The sequence below is a fragment of the Diaphorobacter sp. MNS-0 genome, assembly GCF_019602835.1.
Taxonomy (GTDB): Bacteria; Pseudomonadota; Gammaproteobacteria; order Burkholderiales; family Burkholderiaceae_C; genus Diaphorobacter; species Diaphorobacter nitroreducens.
Map to the genome: position 1 here is coordinate 1,183,089 of NZ_CP080761.1, position 22,487 is coordinate 1,205,575.

Below are 22,487 nucleotides of genomic sequence, written 5' to 3' on the forward strand. Positions count from 1 at the left end.
GAGTCACCATGCAACCTTCGACTGTGGCTGTTTTCTGCATTGCTGCGCTGGCGCTGCTTTTGTTTCTGAGCGGCCTGTACGTCAGTGCGACCCGCGCTCGGTTTCGGATTCTGTGCGCAGGGGCAGACGATCCAGCCCATGTGCTGACCAAGGCGGTGCGTGCCCACGGCAACACTGCCGAATATGCAGCCATGCTGGCGCTTCTGATCTACCTGCTGGGTCAGCGGAGTTCGGCGGAATGGGCCAGCTGGGTGATGGTGGGCGTTACCGCGTCGCGCTATCTGTTGGTGATGGGCGTGTTGGCTTCTGCCACGCTGGCGCGTCCCAACCCTTTCCGTGCCGTGGGGGCGCTGGGCACCTATGTTGGCGGTACCGTACTCGCATTGGCGTTGCTTTTTGCAGCGGCATAGATGTGGTGCGCAACGGTCTTGGGGCCGTTGTGTTTCGGGAGGGGGCACCACGCACCAGCCATGAAAGAAGTGGTGCCAGGCGCACGCGAACCATGTCACTCGGCACACACGCGCCTGAAGCTGCTGGAGGCGCTACCGGCGAGTCATTGCGCACCATGCTGTGAACGCAATGCCAGAGGCGATTGGCCCGTCACGGATTGGCATGTGAACCTGAAAACCCGCTTCATCCGCCCCCGAATGGACATAAAAAAAGCGCCCTCGCGAGGCGCTGATTTTTCTGGCGGTGGCGGAGACTGTGAGATTCGAACTCACGGACGGTTGCCCGTCGGCAGTTTTCAAGACTGCTGGTTTAAACCACTCACCCAAGTCTCCGCGAAGCCGCCTATTGTAAGCGGGTGGCGGGGCGGCGCGGTGCTTGTGGTTTGGCGCTGTGGGGGCTCGTCGTCAGCGCTTTAGCGCAGCCGCCAGTTGGGCTTTGTTCATCTTGGAACGCCCGGGGATGCCGCGTCGGCGGGCGTCCTCGTAGAGTTGCTCGCGCGTGCGGCCTTGCGGGCCCTGGTGCGACCGCTGGCCTCCGCGTACCGGGGCAGGCGTGTCCTGCAGTGTGTGGGGAACGGCCTGCTTGGCCTCGCCGTGCTGGGCACGTTCCTTGTTCACGGTGCGTGCGGCGATTTCTTCGGCGGTGTCCCGCTTTTCGCCGCGCTCCAGCAGGCTGTCCTTGATGTGCTCGTATTGGCGCTCGCGTTTGGCGCTCCAGGTGCGTTGGGGCATGGTGGCACTCCGCTGTGGAAATGGCTTCCAGCCTAGAAGGCGTGTGCGGGCGCGCCGTCGGCACCAGGCCTCCTTTGTCGTAGGACGCAGGCGGACTATGAGTGAAAATGGCTGTTAGCGCTTTACGGATAAGCGCTAACAGCTATATTTTTAATAGCAAAAAGATGCTACATGCCGAGTGACCGGAGCAGCGCCTCGGTGTCGGCATCCGTTGCGCTGGCAGGGGCTGCCGCTGGCGCGGGTGCTGCCGCCTGCGCCATGAGTGCGTCGGGGTCGGGCGCGTCCTGGGGTTCGAAGTCGTAGAGCTTGATGAACTGTGTGCGGTCGATCGCCAGTTCCAGATAGAAGATGTTGTTGCTGCCCGTGTAGAAGGTCACGCGGCGGGCCTCGGGCTGGTCGAGGTTGGCGTCCACGCTCAGCACCACCTGTTGGTTCAGCACCAGCATCTTGGGCTGGTTCTGCGTGATGTGGGTCTGCAGTTCGCGGCGCACCTTGCCGGTGAAGTCACCCACCACCTGGTTCATCAGTTCGCCCATGACGTTGCTGACTTCGTCAGAGGTGAAAGAACTGGCCAGTTCCTGCGCCGACATGCCCATGCTGAGCATGTAGCGCTCGTAGATTTCCATGGCTGCGGCGGCCGAGAAATTGATGATCACCAGCCCCGAGAAGCCGCCGTCGAACAGCACGAAGCAGCCAATGTCGGGCTTCAGGCAGGTCTTGGTGATGCGCTGCACCATGCCTGAGTAGTGCACGGGGCCCTGGGTGGCGACCGACAGCACACGGGTCACGGAGTTGCACAGCGAGACCAGCACGTCTTCGGTGCCGTAGACGACGGAAGTGGAGGGAGGAGTCATGGGGATGCGGTGAAAGTGCGGCGACGGCGAACGCAAAGGTGGCGAAGGCCAATGCGCGAATCATGACATGCCCTGCTGCGCACGCGGGTGCGCGAGGGCCCCTGTCCAACGTGGTTAACCGCTGTCGTTCATAAATTTTGAATCGAAACATCAATACGGTTGAAACTTACCGCACGGAGTGCACTCTAGACTGCGTCACTTCAACAGAGCGCCGTCTCTGCTGCGGGTCCCATCCGGGCAATCGCCGCGCACTGTTCCTCTACCGCCACCATTCCGTATGACCACCGCTTCCGCACCACGCCCCGCGCGCTACGGCGCCACCGCCATCGCCCTGCACTGGATCCTGGGCCTGTCCATCGTGGCCGTGATTTGTGTCGGCTGGTACATGACGGGGCTGCCGTTTTCGCCCCAGCGCCTGAAGCTCTACAACTGGCACAAGTGGGCGGGCGTGGCCATCCTGGCGCTGTCGGTGCTGCGGCTGCTGTGGCGCCTGACCCACCGTCCGCCCGCATTGCCTGCGGCGGTGCTGGCAGCCATGCCGCGCTGGCAGCAGGCCGCGCATCATGGCGTGCATTACCTGATGTATGCGCTGTTCCTCATCGTGCCGCTGGTGGGTTGGGCCTACAGCTCGGCCGCGGGCTTTCCCATCGTTTTTCTCGGCCTGGTGCCGCTGCCTGACTTTGTGCCGGTCAGTCCTGCCCTGGCGGAGGCCATCAAGCCCCTGCACGCCATCAGCGCCTACGCCTTGACCGCCCTGGTCGTGCTGCACGTGGCGGCAGCAGTCAAGCACCAGCTTATCGACCGTGACGGCCTGGTAGGCCGCATGCTGCCGGCGCGTGGCTGAGCCCGTTTCTCTTCCTGTCCTGATCCATGAATGGAGCATTCACCATGATGCAGTCGTCCCTTCCCCGTCTTGCTGGCATGGCACTGGCCGGCGCCGCGCTGCTGGCCGCAGGCAGCGCCTTCGCGCAGCAAAAGCTCGTGCCCGAGCAGAGCGAGATCGTCTTCGTGAGCAAGCAGATGGGCGTGCCCGTCGAGGGTCGCTTCAAGAAGTTTGATGCCCAGGTCGCTTTCGACCCCGCCAAGCCCGCCACCAGCAAGGTGGCGTTCACCGTGGATACCGGCAGTGCCACGCTGGGCGTGAAGGAAACCGATGCCGAGTTGCCCAAGCCCGTGTGGTTCAACGTGCCCAAGTTCCCGCAGGCCACGTTCCAGTCCAGCGCCATCAAGGCCGTGGGCGCAGGCAAATACGAAGTGGCCGGCAAGCTCAGCATCAAGGGCGCGGCGCATGACGTCGTGGTGCCCGTCACCCTGACCCAAAGCGGCGCCATCACCACCGCGGCGGGCAGCTTCGCCATCAAGCGCCTGGCGTTCAAGATCGGCGAGAACGAATGGGCCGACACGTCCATGGTGGCCGACGAGGTGCAGGTCAAGTTCAAGCTGGCCCTGACCGGCGTGCCCAAGCTTTAACGCTTCCCCTTTTTAATCACCAACCTCTACTACGGAGAAACCGACATGCGTTCCACCTTCCTGACCATCGCTGCCGCCGCTGCCCTGACCGCGGGTGCCGTGCACGCCCAGCCCGCCACGTACGCCGTGGACCCCACGCACACTTTCGCCACGTTCGAGATCAGCCACTTTGGCGCCAGCGTGAACCGCGGCCGCTTCGACAAGAAGGAAGGCACCGTGCAGTTCGACAAGGCCGGCAAGACCGGCAAGGTGGAGCTGACGCTGCACATCGACTCCGTCAATACCGGTACCGCGCCGTTCGACAAGCACCTGCAGAGCGCGGACATCTTTGACGCCGCCAAATTCCCCACCGCCAAGTTCGTGGGTGACAAGTTCACCTTCGAGGGCGACAAGCTCACGGCCGTGTCGGGCAACCTGACCATCAAGGGCAAGACGCAGCCCGTCACCCTGAAGGCCAACCAGTTCGCCTGCTACGACAGCCCGATGCTCAAGCGTGAAGTGTGCGGCGGCGACTTCGAGACCACGATCGACCGCACGGCCTTCGGCGTGGATTACGGCGTGCAGTACGGCTTCCCCAAGAACGTGCGCATCGTGGCGCAGATCGAAGCCGTCAAGCAGTAAGCCGGCAAAAACACGGGCCCGGCTGTCCAGGTCCGTCCTCCTGCCTCAAGGGCTGGTGCCGTCAGGTGCCAGCCCTTTTTTCATTGCGCACGCAAAACAGCCTTTACGCCCCCAACTGGTCCGCCAAGTCCAGCAAATCGCGCGCGTGCAGGTCGTTGCCTGGGCGTGGCGAGACATCCTTGGCGTGGCCCGCGCCGAACTCCAGCGGCCGCTCGATATAAGCCGTGGGCAGGCCGCAGGCGCGCGCGCCCGCTAGATCGTCGTGGTGGGCGGCCACCAGCATCACCTGCTGCGGTGGCAGCTCGAACACGCGGGCCACGCCCAGGTAGGTGGCGGGATCGGGCTTGTAGGCGCGAAAGACCTCGGCGCTCAGGATGCAGTCCCAGGGCAGGCCGGCGCGCTTGGCCATGTGGGTGAGCAACCCGATGTTGCCGTTGGAGAGGGTGGTGATGGTGTAGCGGCGTTTGAGCCGCGTCAGCCCCGTCACGCAGTCGGGCCACGGGGAGAGCCGGTGCCACACGCGGTTCAGGTGCACGCGCTCTTCCTCGCCCAGGTGCGCCAGGCCAAAGCGCGGCAGGATTTCGTCGAGGATCTGGCGGTGCAGGGCGTCGATCAGCGTCCAGCCCTGCGCGCCGCTCATCACCCGCGCCATCGCTGGCTGGTAGCCCGCGCGCCAGGCCCGGGCGAAGGCGTCGGCGTCCACGCGGGGGTGGTGCTGCCGCATTTCGTGCACGATGCTGCCGTGCCAGTCCACCACCGTGCCAAAGGTGTCAAAGGCCAGCACCTGCACGGTGCGGGCGATCTCCTGAAGAGCTGAATCAGCGTTCATGGTCGGCCCTGTGATGGCATTGCGCCGCAGCGTAGCACCTGTATCGCGTACGTGCAGCCGCCCCAAGCCCGTGCGCCGGCGGGGAAGGGCCATGCGTGCTATGGTCGCGCGCCCTGGGGTTAACCCTGGTTTTCGATCTTTCCATGACTGTTTCTGCCACGCCCACTTCCACCACTGTCACACGCCCCGCCGATGCCGATGCCGCCAGCCCCGCGGACGAGCGCACGCTGGTGCGCGCCGTGCTGGCCATGGGCGTGGGAGGCTTTGCCATCGGCACCGGCGAATTCGTCATCATGGGCCTGCTGCCCGAGGTGGCACTCGACCTGGGGGTGAGCATTCCGCAGGCCGGGCACGTGATCAGCGCCTACGCGCTGGGCGTGGTGGTGGGCGCGCCGGTGCTGGCCGTGCTGGCGGCGCACTGGGGCCGGCGGGCGCTGCTCATGGCGCTGATGGCGGTCTACGCCCTGGGCAACTTTGCGTCGGCGCTGGCGCCAGGCTATGCGTCGCTGGGGCTGCTGCGGCTGGTCAGCGGCCTGCCGCACGGCACCTACTTCGGCGTGGCGGCGCTGGTGGCCGCGGCACTGTCACGGCCGGGCCAGCGCGCCCGGGCCGTGGGCTGGGTGATGCTGGGGCTGACCAGCGCGACGCTGGTGGGCGTGCCCATCGCGGCGGCGCTGGGCAGTCTGCTGGGCTGGCGTGCGGCCTTCGTGTTTGTGGGGGCCATCGCGCTGGCGGCGGTGTTCATGGTGCGGCGCTGGGTGCCCGACATGCCCGCGCCGCAGGGCGCCAGCCCCTGGCGCGAACTGGGCGCGCTGGCGCGGGGCCAGGTGTGGTTCACGCTGGGCATCGGCGCCATCGGCTTCGGCGGCATGTTCGCGGTGTTCAGCTACATCAAGCCCACGCTGCTGGAAGTGGCCGGCATGCCGGCGGCGCTGGTGCCGTTCACGCTGTCGCTGTTTGGCCTGGGCATGGTGGCGGGCAACCTGGTGGGCTCGCGCATGGCGGACCGCGCACTGATGCCCACCGTGGGCAAGCTGCTGTGGTGGTCGGTGGCGGTGATGGTGGTGTTCGTCGCGGCGGCGCACCACCCGCTGACGGCGGCGCTGTCCGTCTTCCTGCTGGGTACGGTGGTGGCCATCGGTCCCGCGCTGCAGATCCGTCTGATGGACGTGGCGGGCGATGCGCAGACCCTGGCGGCCGCGCTCAACCATTCGGCCTTCAACGCTGCGAATGCGCTGGGGGCCTGGCTGGGCGGTGTGGCCATCGCAGCGGGCGGCGGCTGGACTTCCACCGGCTGGGTGGGGGCGCTGCTGGGCCTGGGCGGCCTGGCTGTGTTCACAGCGGCGCTGGCCAGCGAGCGGCGGACACGGGCTCGTTGATCTGTTGTTTTGCTATCAAAAAAGAAGCTGCTGGCGCTTGTTGGACGGGCGCTAGGGGCCTTTTTTACCTTAAGTCACTGCGCGCGGCCATGGTGGCGCGCAAGGTACACCCTCTCGTCCAGCGACGACAGCACCAGCGCCAACACAATCCCTACCGCCGCGCCCAGAGTGGTATCGAAGATGCGTGACAGTGCCATTTCCGCGGCTTCGCCATGGTGCGCCATGTTCGTCATCAGCAGAGCCATCGGCGTCACGAAAATCTGGCCCAGTGCGTAGTTGAACCCGATCACCGCCTCGGTCAGCACCTGCAGCACGGCCACGGCCAGCAGCAGCGTCCAGAACGATGGCTCGGACGAGAGGATCGCCCAGGCGATGCCGGCGCCCACCACAGTGCCCAGCGTGCGCTGCCAGCCGCGGTGCACCGTGCCCGGCAGGTGCGCACCTTGCAGCACGGCCACCGCGCCAATCGACGCCCAGGCCGGGTGCGCCCAGCCCGCGGCGTGTGCCAGCAGGGCGGCCAGCGCGGCGCACAGCGCCACGCGTGCCGACTGCACGGGTGCGTAACCCGGCGTGAGGGGCTTCGGGGCGCGTGCCCCCTCCGCTGCCTGGACGGGTGTTGCGGCAGGCGGTGCTACTTCCAGGTCGCGCAGGCGGTCGGTCAGCAGGCACAACAGCCAGGCGGCGGCCACGCCCAGGGCGGTGGCGCCGGCGCGCCCGGCCAGTGCCAGCGCGCTGTCAACCGGACTGATCGCGGCGCTGGCCGCGAAGATGAAAATCACCGCTCCCGGCGCGCCCATCTGCATGCGGTGGGCCAGTGATGCCAGCAGCCCTGCCATGGCCGACAGGGCCAGCAGCATGGCTACCGGTCCCAGCCCCGACCAGGCCAGCAGCGACAGCAGCGCCACGGGCATGACCAGCAGCGCCCCGGCCTTGAGGACGACGCCGCGGCGGCGGGCCAGCGGCGCGAAGCGCCCGAACAGTGCCGCCAGAGCGCCCAGGCCGCCGAAGCCCGCCACCTGGGCCCAGGGCGAGACATGCAGCAGCCCGGCAACCAGGATCACCGCCAACGCCACCTGCACACCGGCGATCGTGGCGTTGCGCACCGAGGCAGGGCGCTGCAGCGACAGGCTCTCCCGCAGCCGTGCGGATGCCAACGCCTGGCGCAGAGCGTGGCCGTGGGAGCTTGGAAGAAGAGGGCGGGTTTGCAACGCCATCGCATCAGTCCTCGTGCTGGGCGCTGGCAATGCGCGCCTCGATCTGCTCGAAGGCCTGCAGCAGGGTGCGGGCGGTGGCCTCGTCCAGATCGGCCAGCAACTCATCCTCGATGGCGGCAAGGCGCTTGCGGATGTCGTTGGCCGTGCGCTTGCCAGCGGCAGTGAGATGCACGAGCTTGATGCGGCGGTCGCTCGCGTGCGCCTGGCGCTCGACCAGTCCCTGTGCAGCCAATGCGTCCAGTAGCCGTACCAGGCTGGAGCCGTCCAGCCCCACGGCGGCTGCCAGCTCGGTCTGCGAGATGCCGTCGCCCAGGCGGTGCAGGTGCACCAGCGGTGTCCAGACGGCGTCGCTCAGGCCTTCGGCGGCCAGTTGTGCGTCCAGCGTCTTGCGCCAACGCCGGCCCAGGCCCACGAGCCGCACGCCCAGCAGGCGCTTGGGGTTGGCGGGGCGGGCGGCATCGGACGATGAGGCAGCAGACATTTTGTTATTCTAAAAAATCATTTGAATTCAAATGATTTGTCAAAAAATAAGGGCCGCGCACCATGGCCTGGCGGGCGGCCCTGCTGTGCGCTGCGCTTACTTGCGGCGCGCGGCGCTGCTGGCGACGGCCAGTGCGGTCATGTTCAACACCCGGCGTACGGTGGCTGCGGGCGTGAGGATGTACGCCGTGGCCGAGGTACCCATGAGGATCGGGCCCACGGTGACACCGCCGCTGGTCGTGGTCTTGAGCACGTTGTAGAGGATGTTGGCCGAGTCGATGTTCGGGCAGATCAGCAGGTTGGCCGAGCCGGTGAGCGTGGAGTCCGGCAGGTAGTTGTTGCGGATCTTGGGCTCCAGCGCGGCGTCGCCATGCAGCTCGCCATCGCATTCGATCTCGGGATGGCGGGCCACGAACAGGTCGCGTGCTGCGCGCATCTTGCGCGCCGAGGCGCGCTTGGACGAGCCGAAGCTGGAGTGCGACAGGAACGCCACCTTCGGCGGAATGCCAAAGCGCTGCACTTCCTGCACCGAGGACCAGGCGATGTCGGCCAGTTGCTCTGCCGTGGGGTCTTCGTTGACGTAGGTGTCGGCGATGAACAGCGTGCCGTTGTTGGTCGTCATCAGCGCGTTCAGCGCCGCGTATTGCTGCACGCCGGGTGCATGGCCCAGGATGCTGTGGATGCGTTCCAGGTGCGTCTCGTAGGTGCCCACCAGGCCGCAGATCATTGCGTCGGCATCGCCCAGCTTCACCATCAGCGCGGCGATGATGGTGTTGGAGCGGCGCACGGCTGCCTTGGCCACCTCGGGCGTGGCGCCGTCACGCTTCATGAGCTGGTGGTAGGCCTCCCAGTACTGGCGGAACCGCGGGTCGTCCGAGGGGTCGCAGATCTCCACGTCCTTGCCCGGCTGCATGCGCAGGCCGGCCTTGGCGATGCGTGCGGCAATCACCGCCGGGCGTCCGATGAGGATCGGGTGGGCGATACGGTCGTCGATCGCAAACTGCGCGGCGCGCAGCGCACGCTCGTCCTCGCCGTCGGCATAGGCCACGCGTTTTTGCGCGTTGGGCAGCGTCTTGGCGGCGTTGATCACCGGGCGCATCAGGATGCCGGTCTGGTACACGAAGCGCGACAGGCTCTCCTTGTACGCCTCCATGTCCTCGATGGGACGGCTGGCCACGCCCGACTCCAGCGCGGCCTGCGCCACGGCGGGGGCGATCTTGAGGATCAGGCGCGAATCGAACGGCGTGGGGATCAGGTAATCGGGGCCGAAGGTCAGCTCCTGGCCGGCATAGGCGGCAGCCACTTCCTCGCTGATGTTTTCCTTGGCCAGCGCGGCGATCTGGCGCACGCAGGCCAGCTTCATGGCCTCGGTGATCTTGGTCGCGCCGCAGTCCAGCGCGCCGCGGAAGATGTAGGGGAAGCACAGGACGTTGTTGACCTGGTTGGGGTAGTCCGAGCGGCCGGTGGCGATGATGCAGTCCGGGCGCACGGCCTTGGCCAGTTCGGGGCGGATCTCGGGCTCGGGGTTGGCCAGCGCCAGGATGATGGGCTTGTCCGCCATGGTCTTGACCATCTCGGCCGTGAGCACGCCGGGTGCCGAGCAGCCCAGGAATACGTCGGCGCCGTTGACCGCGTCGGCCAGCGTGCGCGCGTCGGTCTTCTGCGCATAGCGTGCCTTGGATTCATCGAAGCCGCCGGGCCGGCCTTCGTAGATCACGCCCTTGGAGTCGCACATGAAGATGTTCTCCACCTTCACGCCCAGGCCCACCATCACGCCCACGCAGGCAATGGCGGCGGCACCCGCGCCCGAGACGGCGACCTTGACCTGGTCGATCTGCTTGCCCACCAGTTCCAGGCCATTGAGCAGCGCGGCGCTGGAGATGATGGCCGTGCCGTGCTGATCGTCGTGGAACACCGGAATGTTCATGCGCTTGGACAGCTCGCGCTCGATGTAGAAGCACTCGGGCGCCTGGATGTCTTCGAGGTTGATGCCGCCCAAGGTGGGCTCGAGTGCTGCCACGATCTCGATGATCTTGTCGGGGTCGCGTGCGTCCAGTTCGATGTCGAACACGTCCACGCCGGCGAACTTCTTGAACAGGCACCCTTTGCCCTCCATCACCGGCTTGCCGGCCAGCGGGCCAATGTCACCCAGGCCCAGCACGGCCGTGCCGTTGGTGATCACACCGACCAGGTTGCCGCGCGAGGTGTAGTCGAACGCCTTGGTCGGGTCGGCCTGGATGTCCAGGCAGGGATAGGCCACGCCAGGCGAGTAGGCCAGCGACAGGTCGCGCTGGTTGGACAGGGGCTTGGTGGGCGTGACGGCGATCTTGCCGCGCGTCATGTTGCGGTGGTATTCGAGCGCGGCTTCGCGCAGTGCCGCTTCAGCGGCAGACAGGGGCTGGGTCATACGAAATACGAATGGTGCGGTGCACGAAAAAACAGGCCAACACGGGCCGGACAAGCTTACTGCATGCTGACGCAAACAGAGGGCCTGCACGGCAGCCTGCGTGGACGTCAACAAACCTTCCGCGCCCCGTGCGCCATACGGCACGCGGGGCGCGATCCTTCGGGTGGAAGGCGCGGGGCAGGGCGACGTTCAGTGGGCGTCGGCCTGCCGGGCGGCGAGCACGGCCGCAGAGGTGTCGCGGCTGGCTCCATTGAAGAAGATGTTCAGGACCACGGCAGTGATCGAGGCCAGCAGAATACCGGATTCGATCAGCGGATGGATGGCATGGGGCATCCACTGGCGGAAGTTGGGTGCGATCAGCGGGATCATGCCCACCCCGATGGACACCGCCACGATCATCGCGTTGTTGCGGTTCTTCTGAAAGTCCACGTTCGACAGGATGCGGATGCCCGTGGCCGCCACCATGCCGAACATCACCAGCCCCGCGCCGCCCAGCACCACGGTGGGCAGCGACTCGATCAGCGCCGCCATCTTGGGCAGCACGCCCAGCACGATCAGGATCATGCCGCCGGCCACGCACACCCAGCGGCTCTTGACGCCGGTGACGGCCACCAGCCCCACGTTCTGCGAGAAGCTGGTGTAGGGGAAGGTGTTGAAGAGGCCGCCGATCAGCGTGCCCAGGCCGTCGGTGCGCAGGCCGCGCGTGAGGTCGTCGCGCGAGATCTCGCGCCCCGTCATCTCGCCCAGGGCCAGGAACATGCCGGTGGACTCGATCATCACGACGATCATCACCAGCGTCATGGTCAGGATCAGGATGGGGTCGAACACCGGCAGCGCGATCTCGAATGGCAGCACCATGTCGAACCACTGGGCCTGGGCCACCTTGTGAAAGTCCATCAGCCCCATGGACGCAGTGACCACCCCGCCCACGATGATGCCCAGCAGCACCGAGATGTTGGCCCAGAAGCCCTTGCCAAAGCGCGCCACCAGCAAGATGGTGAGCAGCACGACGCCCGAGATGCCCACGCCTGTCAGGTCGGCATAGCGAGGGTTGGGCAGCGTGGGCACCACGGCGAAGCCCTTGGGCACTGGCGGCAGCGAGGAGCCGGGCGCGCCGGCGGCGGCCTGGGCCTCGGCCAGCCACTTGAGGTGCTCCGGGTTGGGAACGGCCGGGGCCGTGGGCCCCACGGGGTTGCCGAAGATCCAGTTGATGCCCACGCGCATCAGGCTGATGCCGATCACCGCGATGATGGTGCCCGTGACCACCGGCGGAAAGAACCGCAGCAGGCCGCTGATGACCGGCGCGATGAGCATCGAGACCACGCCCGCCCCGATCACCGCGCCAAAGATCAGCCCCGCGCCCGCCTGACCGCCCGTGGCTTGCGCCATGGACACCATGGGCGCCACGGCCGCGAAGGTCACGCCCATCATCACCGGCAGCTTGATGCCAAACCACTGCGTGGCACCCCAGGCCTGGATGAGCGTGACCAGCCCGCAGACGAAGAGGTCGGCAGAGATCAGGTGCGCTACCTGCTCGGGCGGCAGGTTGAGCGCGCGCCCCACGATGAGCGGCACCGCCACCGCGCCTGCGTACATCACCAGCACATGTTGCAGACCCAGCGTGGCTGCGCGGCCCCAGGGCAGCTTTTCGTCAACCGGATGAACGTTCGTGGACATGGGTGTTCCTTGGAATCCTGGCTTGCTGTTCAAGGGGCTTCTGCCGTGCCGGACAGGGCTGCCATTGCGCACAGCAATCCATACAAAAACTGTATACAAAATATGCGGAATTGCCTGTCGTAAGGCGACCCCGATCAAGGTCGAATTGCTAGGGGTTTGCCCTTGCTGCTTGCCAAGCGGCGGTGTCGGCAGCCAACGGCGCAGCTGCGCCTGGGGGGCTCGCCAAAGTCGGCGCGATGGGATCGGCGCAGGGCGTAAAAAAGCCCGGCATGGGCCGGGCTGGAGCATTGGTGCGGCTGCGTCAGGCCATCAGGTCTGCCAGGCTGCGCGCTATGACCTTGGTGGCGCGGCGCAGGTCTTGCAGCACCACGCGCTCGTCGGCGCGTTTGGCGTGCGATTCAAGCACCGTGCGCGGGCCCGCGCCGTAAATCACGCCGGGGATGCCGCGCTCCACATAGAGGCGCACATCGGTGTACAGCGGCGTGCCCACGGCGGGAGGCCTCTCGCCAAAGACTGCCTCGCCGTGTTGCTGGATGGCCTCCACCAGCGGCTGATTGCCGGGCAGCGGCGTCATGGCGTTGGCCAGTAGCAGGCGTTTGATGTCCACGCGTAGGGCGTCTGCGCTCCCGTAGCCGCGCTCGGTATTGAAGCCTTCCACCGCCTGGGTGATCACGGCGCGGATGCGCGCCTCGACCTCGGCGGGGTTCTCCTCCGGGATCATGCGGCGGTCGAGCTTCAGCACCACCTTGCCGGGCACCACGTTGGTGTTGGTGCCACCCTCGATGCGGCCGATGTTCAGGTACGGGTGCCGGATGCCCGGCACCTTCGACGTCACCTGCCTGTACTGCACATTCTCGGCATACAGCGCGTTCATGATGGCCACCGCGCCCTGCAGTGCGTCCACGCCCGTGTGCGGCACGGCGGCATGGGCCATCTTGCCCTGCACGGTGACCTCCATTTGCAGGCAGCCGTTGTGGGCGGTGACCACCTCGTAGCTGAAGCCCGCGGCGATCATCAGGTCGGGCCGGGTCAGCCCCTGCGCCAGCAGCCAGCCGGGGCCGAGCAGGCCGCCGAACTCCTCGTCGTAGGTGAAGTGCAGCTCGACCGCGCCCTGCGTGGGCTTGGCCACCGCCTCCAGCGCGCGCACGGCGAAGGTGAAGGTGGAGAAGTCGCTCTTGCTCACCGCAGTGGCGCGGCCATACATGGCGCCGCCCTCGATCTGGGCGCCGTACGGGTCCCTGGTCCAGCCTTCGCCCGGCGGCACCACGTCGCCGTGGGCGTTGAGGGCGATGGTGCGGCCAGAACCCGCGGGCCCATAGGGCCGGCGCACGATCAGGTTGGTGATGGACTCCATGCCGTAATCCTTGACCTCCTGCGCGGGAACGGCGTGCTTCTCGGCCTCGAAGCCGAAGGCCTGGATCAGTTCCGCGGTGCGCTCGGCATGCGGTGCATTGTTGCCGGGCGGCGTGTCGGTGGGCACCTGCACCAGTGCTTGCAGAAAGCGCACCTGCTCGTCGAAGTGCTGGTCGATCCACGCATCCAGTGCGGCGTAGGTGGCTTGGCGGTCTTGGTTCATGGCGGAGCGTTCCATGGAGGGGTTATTCGGCGGCCAACTGCTGCAGCACATGGCTGAAGGCATCCACCGCCAACTGGATGTCGTCGGCCGTGCTGGATTCCAGCGGGTTGTGGCTGATGCCGCCGTGCAGGCCGCGCACGAACAGCATGGCCTGCGGCATGATTTCGTGCAGTTTCATGGCGTCATGGCCGGCGCCGCTGGGCATGCGGTAGACGGGGACGCCCAGGGCGTCGACGGCCTTCTCCCAGCGGTGCTGCCAGGCCGGGGCGCTAGGGGCTGCGGCGACCTTCATGGCCAGCTCGGCCTTGTACTGCAGGCCGCGGCGTTGGGCGATTTCCTCCAGCTGGGCCAGCACGTCGGCCACCATGGCATCGCGCTGCGCATCGGTGGGCGCGCGCATGTCCATGCTGAAACTGCACTTGCCCGGCACCACGTTGATGGAGCCGCCTGGCACCTGCAGCATGCCGATGGTGGCCACGCTGTCGCCATCGCGCGCGGCGCGCTGCTCCATGTACAGCGCCAGCTCGGCCACGCCCAGGGCGGCGTCGCGGCGGCGGTCCATGGGCGTGGTGCCCGCGTGGCTGGCCATGCCCAGCATCTCGCAGACGTAGCGCACGCCGCCGTTGATGGACGTGACCACGCCCAGCGGGATGTCCAGCTCGTTGAGCACCGGGCCCTGCTCGATGTGCACCTCGATGAAGCCCAGGTAGCGGGCGGCATCGCGCCGCAGCTTGGGGATGTCGCCAATGCACAGACCGGCGTGCTGCATGGCCTCGCGCATGGTGATGCCGTCGGCGTCCTTCTGGTCCAGCCATTCGTTGCGGAAGTCGCCGATGAGCGCGCCCGAGCCCAGGAAGGTGGCCTTGTAGCGCTGGCCTTCCTCCTCGGCAAACGCCACCACCTCGATGCCGAACGGCAGGCGCCTGGCTTGGCGGTGCAGCTCGCGCACGCAGGCCATGGGCACGAAGATGCCCAGACGCCCGTCGTACTTGCCGCCGTTGCGCACGGTGTCGTAGTGGCTGCCGGTCATCAAATACTTGCCGTCGGGTGTGGCCGGCTTGTAGCGGCCGACCACGTTGCCCACGGCGTCGATCTCGACCTCGTCAAAGCCGCAGTCGCGCATCCAATGGCTGATGCGCTGGGCGCAGGCGCGGTGCGCATCGGTGAGGTAGGTGACGGTGAGCTGGCCTTTCTCGGCATAGCCCGGGTCGCTGTGCTGGGCCAGGCGCTCGTGCCAGTCCCAGACGTCGTTGCCCAGCACCGGCTCAGCGCCGAACTTGTCGTTCAGGCGGATCTCGGCAATGCGGTGGATGTTGCGCAGTGCCTCGGCGCGCTCGAAGTCGGGGTGGTTGGACAGGCGACGTGCGAAGGTGGCGATGATCTCCTGCCTCGACAGTCCCGTGCCGCGCGGCCCGCGCACCGCCAGGATGAAGGGAAAGCCGAAGCGGGCGTTGTAGTCGGCATTCAGTTGCTGGATGCGCGCGAACTCCTCGGGCGTGCAGTGGGTCAGTCCCGCCTGGCTTTGCTCGTTCGTGGACTCGGCCGTGAGCGCCTGCGCCACCATGGCCTTGCCCGCCAGCTCGGGGTGGGCGCGGATCAGCTCCAACTGCCTTTCCACGCCGGCGCCGTTCAGTACCTGCACCATGGCGTACTTGAGCTGCGCCAGCGAGCGGAAGGGGCGCTGCTGCAGCGCCGCCTCGGCGATCCAGGGCGAATGCTCGTACAGGCCGTCGAGCATCTGCAGGGCCTCGGCGGGGGAGGCGGCGTTGAGTTGTTCCAGGGTCCAGGCCATGGCGGTTCCTATAGCTATCAAAAAAAGAGCTGCTCGCGCTTATTGGATAAGCGTTGCAGCCCGATTTGGCTTAAATGGCGGGTACGGGAAAGCGCTGCGCCCAGTGGCGCGCGAGGTCGATGCGGCGGCACACCCAGACCTGGTCGTGGTGCTGGATGTGGTCCAGGAAGCGCTGCAGCGCCCTGATGCGGCCGGGACGGCCGAGCAGGCGGCAGTGCATGCCGATGCTCATCATCTTGGGCGCGTTGTCGCCGGCCGGGTCGCCCTCGGCGTAGAGCGCATCGAACGTGTCCTTCAGGTACTGAAAGAATGGGTCGGCGTGCGAGTAGCCCTGCGGCAGCGCAAAGCGCATGTCGTTGCAATCCAGCGTATAGGGCACGACGAGCTGGTGGTGCGCGCTGCCGTCGCTCTTGGCCATCTTCATCCAGAACGGCAGATCGTCGCCGTAGTAGTCGCTGTCATAGGCAAAGCGCCCGTCGTCGGCCACCAGGCGGTGGGTGCGGGGGCTGTCGCGCCCGGTGTACCAGCCCTGGCCGTGGTCGCCGTCCCGGCCGTAGAGCGTGTCGAAGATCTCCAGGCACTGCGCCATGTGGGCGCGCTCCACCTCCTCGGGCACGTTCTGGTAGTGGATCCACTTCAGGCCGTGGCAGGCCACCTCGTGGCCCAGCTCGGCGAAGGCCTGGGCCAGCTCGCGGTGGCGCTGCAGCGCAGTGGCCACGCCGAACACCGTGAGCGGCAGGCCGCGCCTTTCGAATTCGCGCAGGATGCGCCACACGCCGGCGCGCGAGCCGTATTCGTAGATGCCTTCCATGCTCATGTGGCGCTCGGGGTAGGCGGCCGGGTTGAACATCTCGGACAGGAACTGCTCGCTGGCGGGGTCGCCGTGGAGCACGCAGTTCTCGCCGCCCTCCTCGTAGTTCAGCACGAACTGCACGGCCACGCGGGCGTTGCCCGGCCAGTGCGGGTGCGGGGGCGTGCGGCCGTAGCCGATCAGGTCGCGGGGGTAGGGCGCCGTCGTGTCGTAGGTCATGGCGATACGGAGGAAAGGGCCATCGAAAGGTCGTTGGTCGGCAGGTCGCGGTCGAAGGTCAGGCCCGCCTCCACGTTGTCCAGGTGCTGCTGCATCAGCCGCACGGCCAGCGCCGCGTCGCCCGCGGCCAGCGCCGCGACGATGGCGGCGTGCTCCTCGTGCGAATGCTCGGCGGCGGTGGTGGACTGGTACATCAGCGTGATGAGGGCGCAGCGCGAGATCAGCTCGCCCAGCAGCTGGGCCAGCACGTCGTTGCCCATGAGCTCGGCCATGCGCACGTGGAAGTCGCCCAGCAGTTCGGTGCGCTGGCCCACGTCGTTGCCCTCCATGGCCTTCTTCTCGGCCGCCACATGGGCCTTCAGCGCGCGGATTTTCGCGGGCGTGCTCTGCGCCAGGAAGGCACGTACCATCTCGGCCTCCAGCATGCGGCGCACGGCGAACACCTGGCGCGCTTCCTGGACCGAGGGCGCGGCCACGAAGGCGCCGCGCGCGGGCTCCAGACGGATCAGGCGGTTCTGCGACAGCTGGAACAGCGCCTGGCGCACCAGCGTGCGCGACACGCCGAAATGGTCGGCCAGCTTCTGCTCGGCCAGCTTGGTGCCGGGCAGCAGGCGGTGCTCGACGATGGCGCGCGTGAGGCTTTCGACGATGAAGCCGGTGGTGGAGGTTTCCATGCGGCCATCATAGTCGTGAAAGACAATTTTTGTATACAGTTTCTGTGGACTGTTAAATGCCTGGTGCGCTGCCGTTGAAGTGCTGTGCCACGAAATCAACGAAGGCCTTGACCCGCGCGGTGGCTGCATGCCGCTGCGGGTACACGGCGTGGATATCCGCCGGCGGCGTGTCGTAGTCCCGCAGCACCTGCACCAGCCTCCCGCTGCGCAGGTAGCGAGCGATGTCCCATTCCGCGCGCATGACGATGCCCATGCCCGCCAGTGCCCAGTTCACAGCAATCTCGCCGTCGTTGGTGCTCAGGTGGTTGCGCAGCCGCACCGTCTCCTGCTTGCGGTGGCCGTTGAAGCGCCACACGCCGTGGGCGTCGTCGCCCTGGCGGATGTCGATGCAGTCGTGTTGCGTCAGCTCGGCCGGCCGCGTGGGCGTTCCGCGGCGCGCCAGGTAGGCGGGTGCGGCGCACAGCAGCCGCCGATTTGGGGCGAGGCGCCGCGCAATCACGCGCGCATCGGGCGGCTCGCCGAAGCGGATGCACACGTCGAACCCATCGTCCGCCAGCGGCGGTGGCTGCACCGACAACTGCAGCTGCAGTTGGATCTGCGGATGGCGGCGCACGAAGGCAGGCACCAGTGGCGCGATGTGGCTGCGCCCGAAGCCCAGGGTGGCGTTCACACGCAGCAGGCCCTGGGGCTCGGCCTGCATGTCGCTCACCAGTTGCTCCATGGCGTCGATCTCCGCCAGGATGCGGCGCGCGTGCTGCAGGTAGGTATTGCCCTCGGCCGTCAGGTGCAGTCGCCGCGTGGTGCGGCTGACCAGCTGCACGCCCAGGCGCGATTCCATCTGCGCCAGGCGCTTGCTGGCCGCCGCCGTGCTGATGCCCAGCTCTCGCGCGGTGGCCGACAGGCTGGCCCAGCGCGCCAGCAGGCTGAAGAAAGCCATCTCTGACGGGGCGGTGGAGGGGGTGCTCATTGTTGAATGAAAGTAAACAATGGCATCACTTTAACGCGGTGATATGTGGGCATGGCATCGCTAGATTCAGGGCCATGCCACGCATGTTGCGCGGCCTTCTGATTTGAGGAGCGAGCATTTCCATGAGCAAGACCTATCGCATTGCCTGCATCCCCGGCGACGGCATCGGCAAGGAGGTGATCCCCGCCGGCCAGGCCGTGCTGGAGGCATTAGCGGCATCCCAGCCGGGCCTGAGCTTTGCGTTCACCAGCTATGGGTGGGGCGGAGACTGGTATCGCGCGCACGGCGAGATGATGCCGGCCGACGGCCTGCAGGCGCTCAGGGACAAGGACGCCATCCTGTTCGGCTCGGCCGGCGACCCGCATATCCCCGATCACATCACGCTGTGGGGCTTGCGCCTGAAGATCTGCCAGGGGTTCGACCAGTACGCCAACGTGCGCCCCACCCGCATCCTGCCGGGCATCGATGCGCCGCTCAAGCGTTGCGCGCCCCAGGACCTGGACTGGGTCATCGTGCGTGAAAACTCCGAAGGCGAATACGCCGGCGTGGGCGGCCGTGTGCACCAGGGCCATCCGCTGGAGGCCGCGACCGACGTGAGCATGATGACCCGCGCCGGTGTGGAGCGCATCATGCGCTTTGCGTTCAAACTGGCGCAGTCGCGTCCGCGTAAGCTGCTCACGGTGGTCACCAAGAGCAACGCCCAGCGCCACGCCATGGTGATGTGGGACGAAATCGCGGTGCAGATCAGCCGCGAATTTCCCGATGTGCGGTGGGATAAGGAACTGGTGGACGCGGCCACCGCGCGCATGGTGAACCGCCCCGCATCGCTGGACACCATCGTCGCCACCAACCTGCATGCCGACATCCTGAGCGACCTGGCCGCCGCGCTGGCGGGCAGCCTGGGGATAGCGCCCACCGGCAACATCGATCCCGAGCGCCGCTACCCCAGTATGTTTGAGCCCATCCACGGCTCGGCCTTCGACATCATGGGCAAGGGCCTGGCCAACCCGGTGGGCACGTTCTGGAGCTGCGTGATGCTGCTGGAGCACCTGGGCGAACACGCCGCCGCGCAGCGCCTGATGCGTGCCGTGGAGCATGTCACCGCCAACCCTGCGCTGCACACGGGCGACCTGGGCGGCCAGGCCACCACGCAGCAGGTCACCGATGCGGTGTGCGCCCAACTGGCGCAGCCGGTGGGACAGCAGGCAGCGCTGGCCTGAGCCGGTGGGCGGCACGCACCGCCCATGCGTTTTCATCACGACAACACAGGAGACAAGAGATGAGGAACCTTCGCAAACGCGCCCTGCTGGGTGCTTTGGCCGCCGCCGCGGCGCTCGCGTTGCCCGGCGCCTGGGCCCAGACCTGGCCCAGCCGCAGCGTGAGCATCATCGTGCCGTTCCCCGCGGGCGGAACTACCGACGTGCTGGCACGGGCGCTGGGGCAGGAGCTCTCCAAAACCCTAGGCCAGCCCGTGGTGGTGGAGAACAAGCCCGGCGCCGGCGCCACGCTGGGCGCTGACTATGTGGCCAAGGCCAAGGCGGACGGCTACACGCTGCTCATGGGTGCTGTGCACCACACCATCGCCACCAGCGTGTACCGCAAGCTGGGCTACGACTTTGAAAAGGACTTCGCTCCCATCACTACCGTGGCCCTGGTGCCCAATGTGCTGGTGGTGAATCCGCAGGTACCTGCCAAGACGGTGCAGGAACTGCTGGCACAGGCCAAGGCGCAGCCCGGCAAGCTCACCCACGGCTCTAACGGCACGGGCACGGGACAACACCTGATCGGCGCGCAATTCGAAGGCATGGGCGGCGTGCAGCTGCTGCACGTGCCCTACAAGGGCAGCGGCCCGCTGACCACCGACCTGCTGGGCGGGCAGATCAGCATGTCGTTCGACACCGTCACGCCGGTGCTGCCGCACATCAAGGCCGGCAAGCTGCGCGCGCTGGCCGTGACCACGGCCAAGCGCTCGGTGGCACTGCCCGACGTGCCCACGCTGGAGGAGGCGGGCCTCCCGGGCTTCGACATGGGGACGTGGTTCGGCATGCTGGCGCCAGCGGGCACGCCCAAGGACATCGTGGCGCGGCCGAACGCCGACATGGTGAAGATCATCCAGTCGCCCGAGTTCCGTAAGAAGATGGACGACATCGGCGCAGATCCCATCGCCAACACGCCCGAGCAGATGGCGCGTCAGATCAAGGACGATACGGCGCGCTTTGCGCGACTGGTCAAGGAAGCCAAGGTTTCGCTGGATTGACGGTAGGGCTTGTGCCGGCCGCGTGCTTTGGATAATGCGCGGCGGAGACAACGACCCATGACCATGACTGCCCCAGACCCCTTGCGCGACCCTCAGGCCTTCCTGCTGCACCTCTACCGCGTGGCGGTGCAGCGCGCCCAGCCCTTGCACAGCATGGCGCAGCATCTGCCGCCGCCACCCAAGGGGCGCACCGTGGTGCTGGGCGCGGGCAAGGCGGGTGCCTCCATGGCGCAGGCGCTGGAGGCGCTGTGGCCGCAGGATGCGCCGCTGTCGGGGCTGGTGGTCACGCGCTACGGCCACATACCGCCGCGGCCCGAGGGGCTGGCGCAGCGCCTGGAAGTCGTCGAGGCCGCGCACCCCGTGCCCGACGCGGCGGGCCTGGCTGCGGCCGAGCGCATCCTGGCGCTGACCCGCGGGCTGACCGAAGACGACCTGGTGCTGTGTCTCATCTCGGGCGGTGGCTCGGCGCTGCTCACGCTGCCGGCCGAAGGCATCACGCTGGAGGAGAAGCAACGCATCAACCGCGCACTGCTGGAAAGCGGCGCCGCCATCGGCGAGATGAACTGCGTGCGCAAGCACCTCTCGCGCATCAAGGGCGGTCGCCTGGCGGCAGCCTGCGCGCCGGCGCGCGTCGTCACGCTGACCATCAGCGATGTGCCGGGGGACGACCCCTCCGTGATCGCCAGCGGCCCCACGGTCCCCGACGCCAGCACCTGCGCTGACGCGCTGGACATCCTGGCGCGCTACCGCATCGACATTCCCGCCGCCGTGCACACAGCGCTGCAGGCCGGTGCACTGGAAACCCCCAAGCCCGGCGATGTCCGCTTTGCCGGCCATGCGGTGCACATGATCGCGACACCCCAGCAGTCGCTGCAGGCAGCGGCGGATGCGGCGCGCGCGGCGGGGGTGGCGGCGTACATCCTGTCCGACGAGATGGAGGGCGAGTCCCGCGAGGTGGGCAAGGTGCACGCCGCGCTGGCGCGTGCGGTGGCGCGCCACGGCCAGCCGTTTGCGCGGCCGTGCGTGATCCTTTCGGGCGGCGAGACCACTGTCACCGTGCGCCCGCGCGCCCCGGGCGCGCCGAAGGGGCGCGGCGGCCGCGCTGGCGAGTTCTGCATGGGCCTGGCGCAGGCGCTGCAGGGGCAGGAAGGGGTGTGGGCGCTGGCGGCCGATACCGACGGCATCGACGGCGTGGAAGACAACGCCGGCGCACGCGTGGCACCCGACACGCTGGCGCGCGCGGCGGCGCGGGGCGTACGCATCGGCGACCATCTGGACCGCAACGACGCCTACGGCTACTTCGAGCGGCTGGGCGATCTGGTCGTCACCGGGCCCACGCACACCAATGTGAACGACTTCCGCGCGCTACTTGTTTTGTAGCTTGCCGCGCCTGCTGTTGCTGGACTTCAGATACGAATTCATCTGAACGTGGCTTCTAGCCAGCGCTGGCAGCTCACTTTTTTGATCTGCTGGCGCGGACGCGCCCTGTCTGAGTACGCGCGGCCTGCCGGCTGTTCCCCATCAGGCGATCCGCGCGGGAACTGTCCTGGATGGCGCACCACAGGACGTGGTGTTTATCGCGTACAAAAGTTGTATACACTTTGTTCGTGGGGACGGGAAGCGTATCACTTGCCTGCCCATTCGCCAGCGCATTCCTCATCACCATCGGCGGGCCGCGGCTTGCCATCAGGAGACTTCACCATGGGCCTCAGCACCCACGTTCTTGACACCATGCACGGTTGCCCCGCGGCGGGCATGGTAGTGGCGCTGTATGCCACGCAGGGTGACCAGGCCACGCTGGTCAAGCGCCTGGTACTCAACCCCGATGGGCGCACCGATGCGCCGCTGTTCGACAACGCCAGCCTGCGCACCGGCACCTACCGGCTGACGTTTGATGTGGGGGCGTATTTCAAGGCGAAGGGCGTGATGCTGCCCGAGCCCTCATTCCTGGACCGCGTGAGCCTGGACTTCGGCATCGCCCACGCCGACCAGCATTACCACGTGCCGTTGCTGGTCAGCCCCTGGAGCTATTCCACCTACCGCGGGTCCTGATGCTGCAAGCCCGCGCCGTGTGCCGCG

Annotated in this window: 21 protein-coding genes and 1 tRNA gene; 9 read left to right on the forward strand and 13 right to left on the reverse strand. The window is 67.2% G+C overall.

All coding sequences use genetic code 11. The features are described 5' to 3' along the window. Nucleotides 1-8: 8 nt before the first annotated feature. On the forward strand, nucleotides 9-410 hold the full coding sequence (locus K2L43_RS05665) for an MAPEG family protein (protein ID WP_103737270.1): 402 nt from the start codon (nucleotides 9-11) through the stop codon (nucleotides 408-410). A 284-nt stretch (nucleotides 411-694) separates the two neighbouring features. On the opposite strand, the gene K2L43_RS05670 is transcribed toward K2L43_RS05665, so the two are convergent. From K2L43_RS05670 to K2L43_RS05680, 3 genes are all read right to left on the reverse strand, one after another. Beyond that, nucleotides 695-782: transfer RNA gene (locus tag K2L43_RS05670), tRNA-Ser, on the reverse strand. Between the two features lie 72 nt (nucleotides 783-854). Further along, entirely contained in the window at nucleotides 855-1,181 is a 327-nt protein-coding gene (locus tag K2L43_RS05675) for a plasmid stabilization protein (RefSeq protein WP_103737269.1), read from the reverse strand. A gap of 167 nt (nucleotides 1,182-1,348) precedes the next feature. Then, nucleotides 1,349-2,035: a DUF3334 family protein gene (locus K2L43_RS05680; RefSeq protein WP_011804539.1), complete on the reverse strand. Its 687-nt coding sequence runs from the start codon at nucleotides 2,033-2,035 to the stop codon at nucleotides 1,349-1,351. 277 nt (nucleotides 2,036-2,312) lie between these two features. Here K2L43_RS05680 and K2L43_RS05685 point away from each other — a divergent pair, with 277 nt between their 5' ends. From K2L43_RS05685 to K2L43_RS05695, 3 genes are read left to right on the forward strand one after another with little or no spacing between them, the layout of a single operon-like run. After that, entirely contained in the window at nucleotides 2,313-2,879 is a 567-nt protein-coding gene (locus K2L43_RS05685; RefSeq protein WP_220638672.1) for a cytochrome b, read from the forward strand. Between the two features lie 47 nt (nucleotides 2,880-2,926). Beyond that, the gene (locus K2L43_RS05690; protein ID WP_041838970.1) at nucleotides 2,927-3,505 is read left to right on the forward strand and encodes a YceI family protein; all 579 of its coding nucleotides are present in this window, start codon (nucleotides 2,927-2,929) and stop codon (nucleotides 3,503-3,505) included. Between the two features lie 45 nt (nucleotides 3,506-3,550). Next, complete coding sequence (locus K2L43_RS05695; protein WP_088887402.1) at nucleotides 3,551-4,126, forward strand: YceI family protein; 576 nt, start codon at nucleotides 3,551-3,553, stop codon at nucleotides 4,124-4,126. Nucleotides 4,127-4,229: 103 nt separating this feature from the next. Here the strand turns inward: K2L43_RS05695 and K2L43_RS05700 are convergent, their stop codons facing one another. Next, nucleotides 4,230-4,955: a haloacid dehalogenase type II gene (locus K2L43_RS05700; protein WP_220638673.1), complete on the reverse strand. Its 726-nt coding sequence runs from the start codon at nucleotides 4,953-4,955 to the stop codon at nucleotides 4,230-4,232. Nucleotides 4,956-5,098: 143 nt separating this feature from the next. Here K2L43_RS05700 and K2L43_RS05705 point away from each other — a divergent pair, with 143 nt between their 5' ends. Further along, the gene (locus K2L43_RS05705) at nucleotides 5,099-6,334 is read left to right on the forward strand and encodes an MFS transporter (RefSeq protein WP_220638674.1); all 1,236 of its coding nucleotides are present in this window, start codon (nucleotides 5,099-5,101) and stop codon (nucleotides 6,332-6,334) included. A gap of 74 nt (nucleotides 6,335-6,408) precedes the next feature. Here K2L43_RS05705 and K2L43_RS05710 read toward each other — a convergent pair whose 3' ends face one another. The 9 genes from K2L43_RS05710 to K2L43_RS05750 all read right to left on the reverse strand — a co-directional run bounded on the left by K2L43_RS05710 (nucleotide 6,409) and on the right by K2L43_RS05750 (nucleotide 18,151). Then, the gene (locus tag K2L43_RS05710; protein ID WP_220638675.1) at nucleotides 6,409-7,548 is read right to left on the reverse strand and encodes an FUSC family protein; all 1,140 of its coding nucleotides are present in this window, start codon (nucleotides 7,546-7,548) and stop codon (nucleotides 6,409-6,411) included. 4 nt (nucleotides 7,549-7,552) lie between these two features. Next, nucleotides 7,553-8,029, reverse strand: a complete 477-nt coding sequence (locus K2L43_RS05715) for a MarR family winged helix-turn-helix transcriptional regulator (protein ID WP_220638676.1) — start codon at nucleotides 8,027-8,029, stop codon at nucleotides 7,553-7,555. Nucleotides 8,030-8,125: 96 nt separating this feature from the next. Then, a complete protein-coding gene (locus K2L43_RS05720) occupies nucleotides 8,126-10,435 on the reverse strand; it encodes an NADP-dependent malic enzyme (RefSeq protein ID WP_220638677.1) in 2,310 nt (769 codons plus the stop codon). A gap of 189 nt (nucleotides 10,436-10,624) precedes the next feature. After that, on the reverse strand, nucleotides 10,625-12,112 hold the full coding sequence (locus tag K2L43_RS05725; protein ID WP_015912744.1) for a nucleobase:cation symporter-2 family protein: 1,488 nt from the start codon (nucleotides 12,110-12,112) through the stop codon (nucleotides 10,625-10,627). A 301-nt stretch (nucleotides 12,113-12,413) separates the two neighbouring features. Next, nucleotides 12,414-13,703 carry a M20/M25/M40 family metallo-hydrolase gene (locus K2L43_RS05730; RefSeq protein WP_255580539.1) on the reverse strand — a complete coding sequence of 430 codons (1,290 nt, stop codon included), beginning with the start codon at nucleotides 13,701-13,703 and terminating at the stop codon, nucleotides 12,414-12,416. A 7-nt stretch (nucleotides 13,704-13,710) separates the two neighbouring features. After that, nucleotides 13,711-15,480, reverse strand: a complete 1,770-nt coding sequence (gene uraD, locus K2L43_RS05735; protein WP_220638678.1) for a 2-oxo-4-hydroxy-4-carboxy-5-ureidoimidazoline decarboxylase — start codon at nucleotides 15,478-15,480, stop codon at nucleotides 13,711-13,713. Between the two features lie 70 nt (nucleotides 15,481-15,550). Then, nucleotides 15,551-16,510, reverse strand: a complete 960-nt coding sequence (gene puuE, locus K2L43_RS05740; protein WP_220638679.1) for an allantoinase PuuE — start codon at nucleotides 16,508-16,510, stop codon at nucleotides 15,551-15,553. Further along, the gene (locus K2L43_RS05745) at nucleotides 16,507-17,184 is read right to left on the reverse strand and encodes a GntR family transcriptional regulator (RefSeq protein WP_220638680.1); all 678 of its coding nucleotides are present in this window, start codon (nucleotides 17,182-17,184) and stop codon (nucleotides 16,507-16,509) included. The genes puuE and K2L43_RS05745 overlap by 4 nt, the downstream gene beginning before the upstream one ends. A gap of 52 nt (nucleotides 17,185-17,236) precedes the next feature. Further along, a complete protein-coding gene (locus tag K2L43_RS05750; RefSeq protein WP_196995117.1) occupies nucleotides 17,237-18,151 on the reverse strand; it encodes a LysR family transcriptional regulator in 915 nt (304 codons plus the stop codon). Between the two features lie 122 nt (nucleotides 18,152-18,273). Here K2L43_RS05750 and K2L43_RS05755 point away from each other — a divergent pair, with 122 nt between their 5' ends. The 4 genes from K2L43_RS05755 (at nucleotide 18,274) to uraH (ending at nucleotide 22,460) form a co-directional block, all read left to right on the forward strand. Then, nucleotides 18,274-19,371: a tartrate dehydrogenase gene (locus K2L43_RS05755; protein ID WP_220638681.1), complete on the forward strand. Its 1,098-nt coding sequence runs from the start codon at nucleotides 18,274-18,276 to the stop codon at nucleotides 19,369-19,371. A 59-nt stretch (nucleotides 19,372-19,430) separates the two neighbouring features. Further along, nucleotides 19,431-20,408, forward strand: coding sequence for a tripartite tricarboxylate transporter substrate binding protein (locus K2L43_RS05760; RefSeq protein ID WP_220638682.1), 978 nt, complete (start codon nucleotides 19,431-19,433; stop codon nucleotides 20,406-20,408). 57 nt (nucleotides 20,409-20,465) lie between these two features. Then, nucleotides 20,466-21,788: a glycerate kinase gene (locus K2L43_RS05765; RefSeq protein ID WP_220638683.1), complete on the forward strand. Its 1,323-nt coding sequence runs from the start codon at nucleotides 20,466-20,468 to the stop codon at nucleotides 21,786-21,788. Nucleotides 21,789-22,109: 321 nt separating this feature from the next. Continuing rightward, complete coding sequence (gene uraH, locus K2L43_RS05770; protein ID WP_011804556.1) at nucleotides 22,110-22,460, forward strand: hydroxyisourate hydrolase; 351 nt, start codon at nucleotides 22,110-22,112, stop codon at nucleotides 22,458-22,460. The last annotated feature ends 27 nt before the right edge of the window (nucleotides 22,461-22,487 follow it).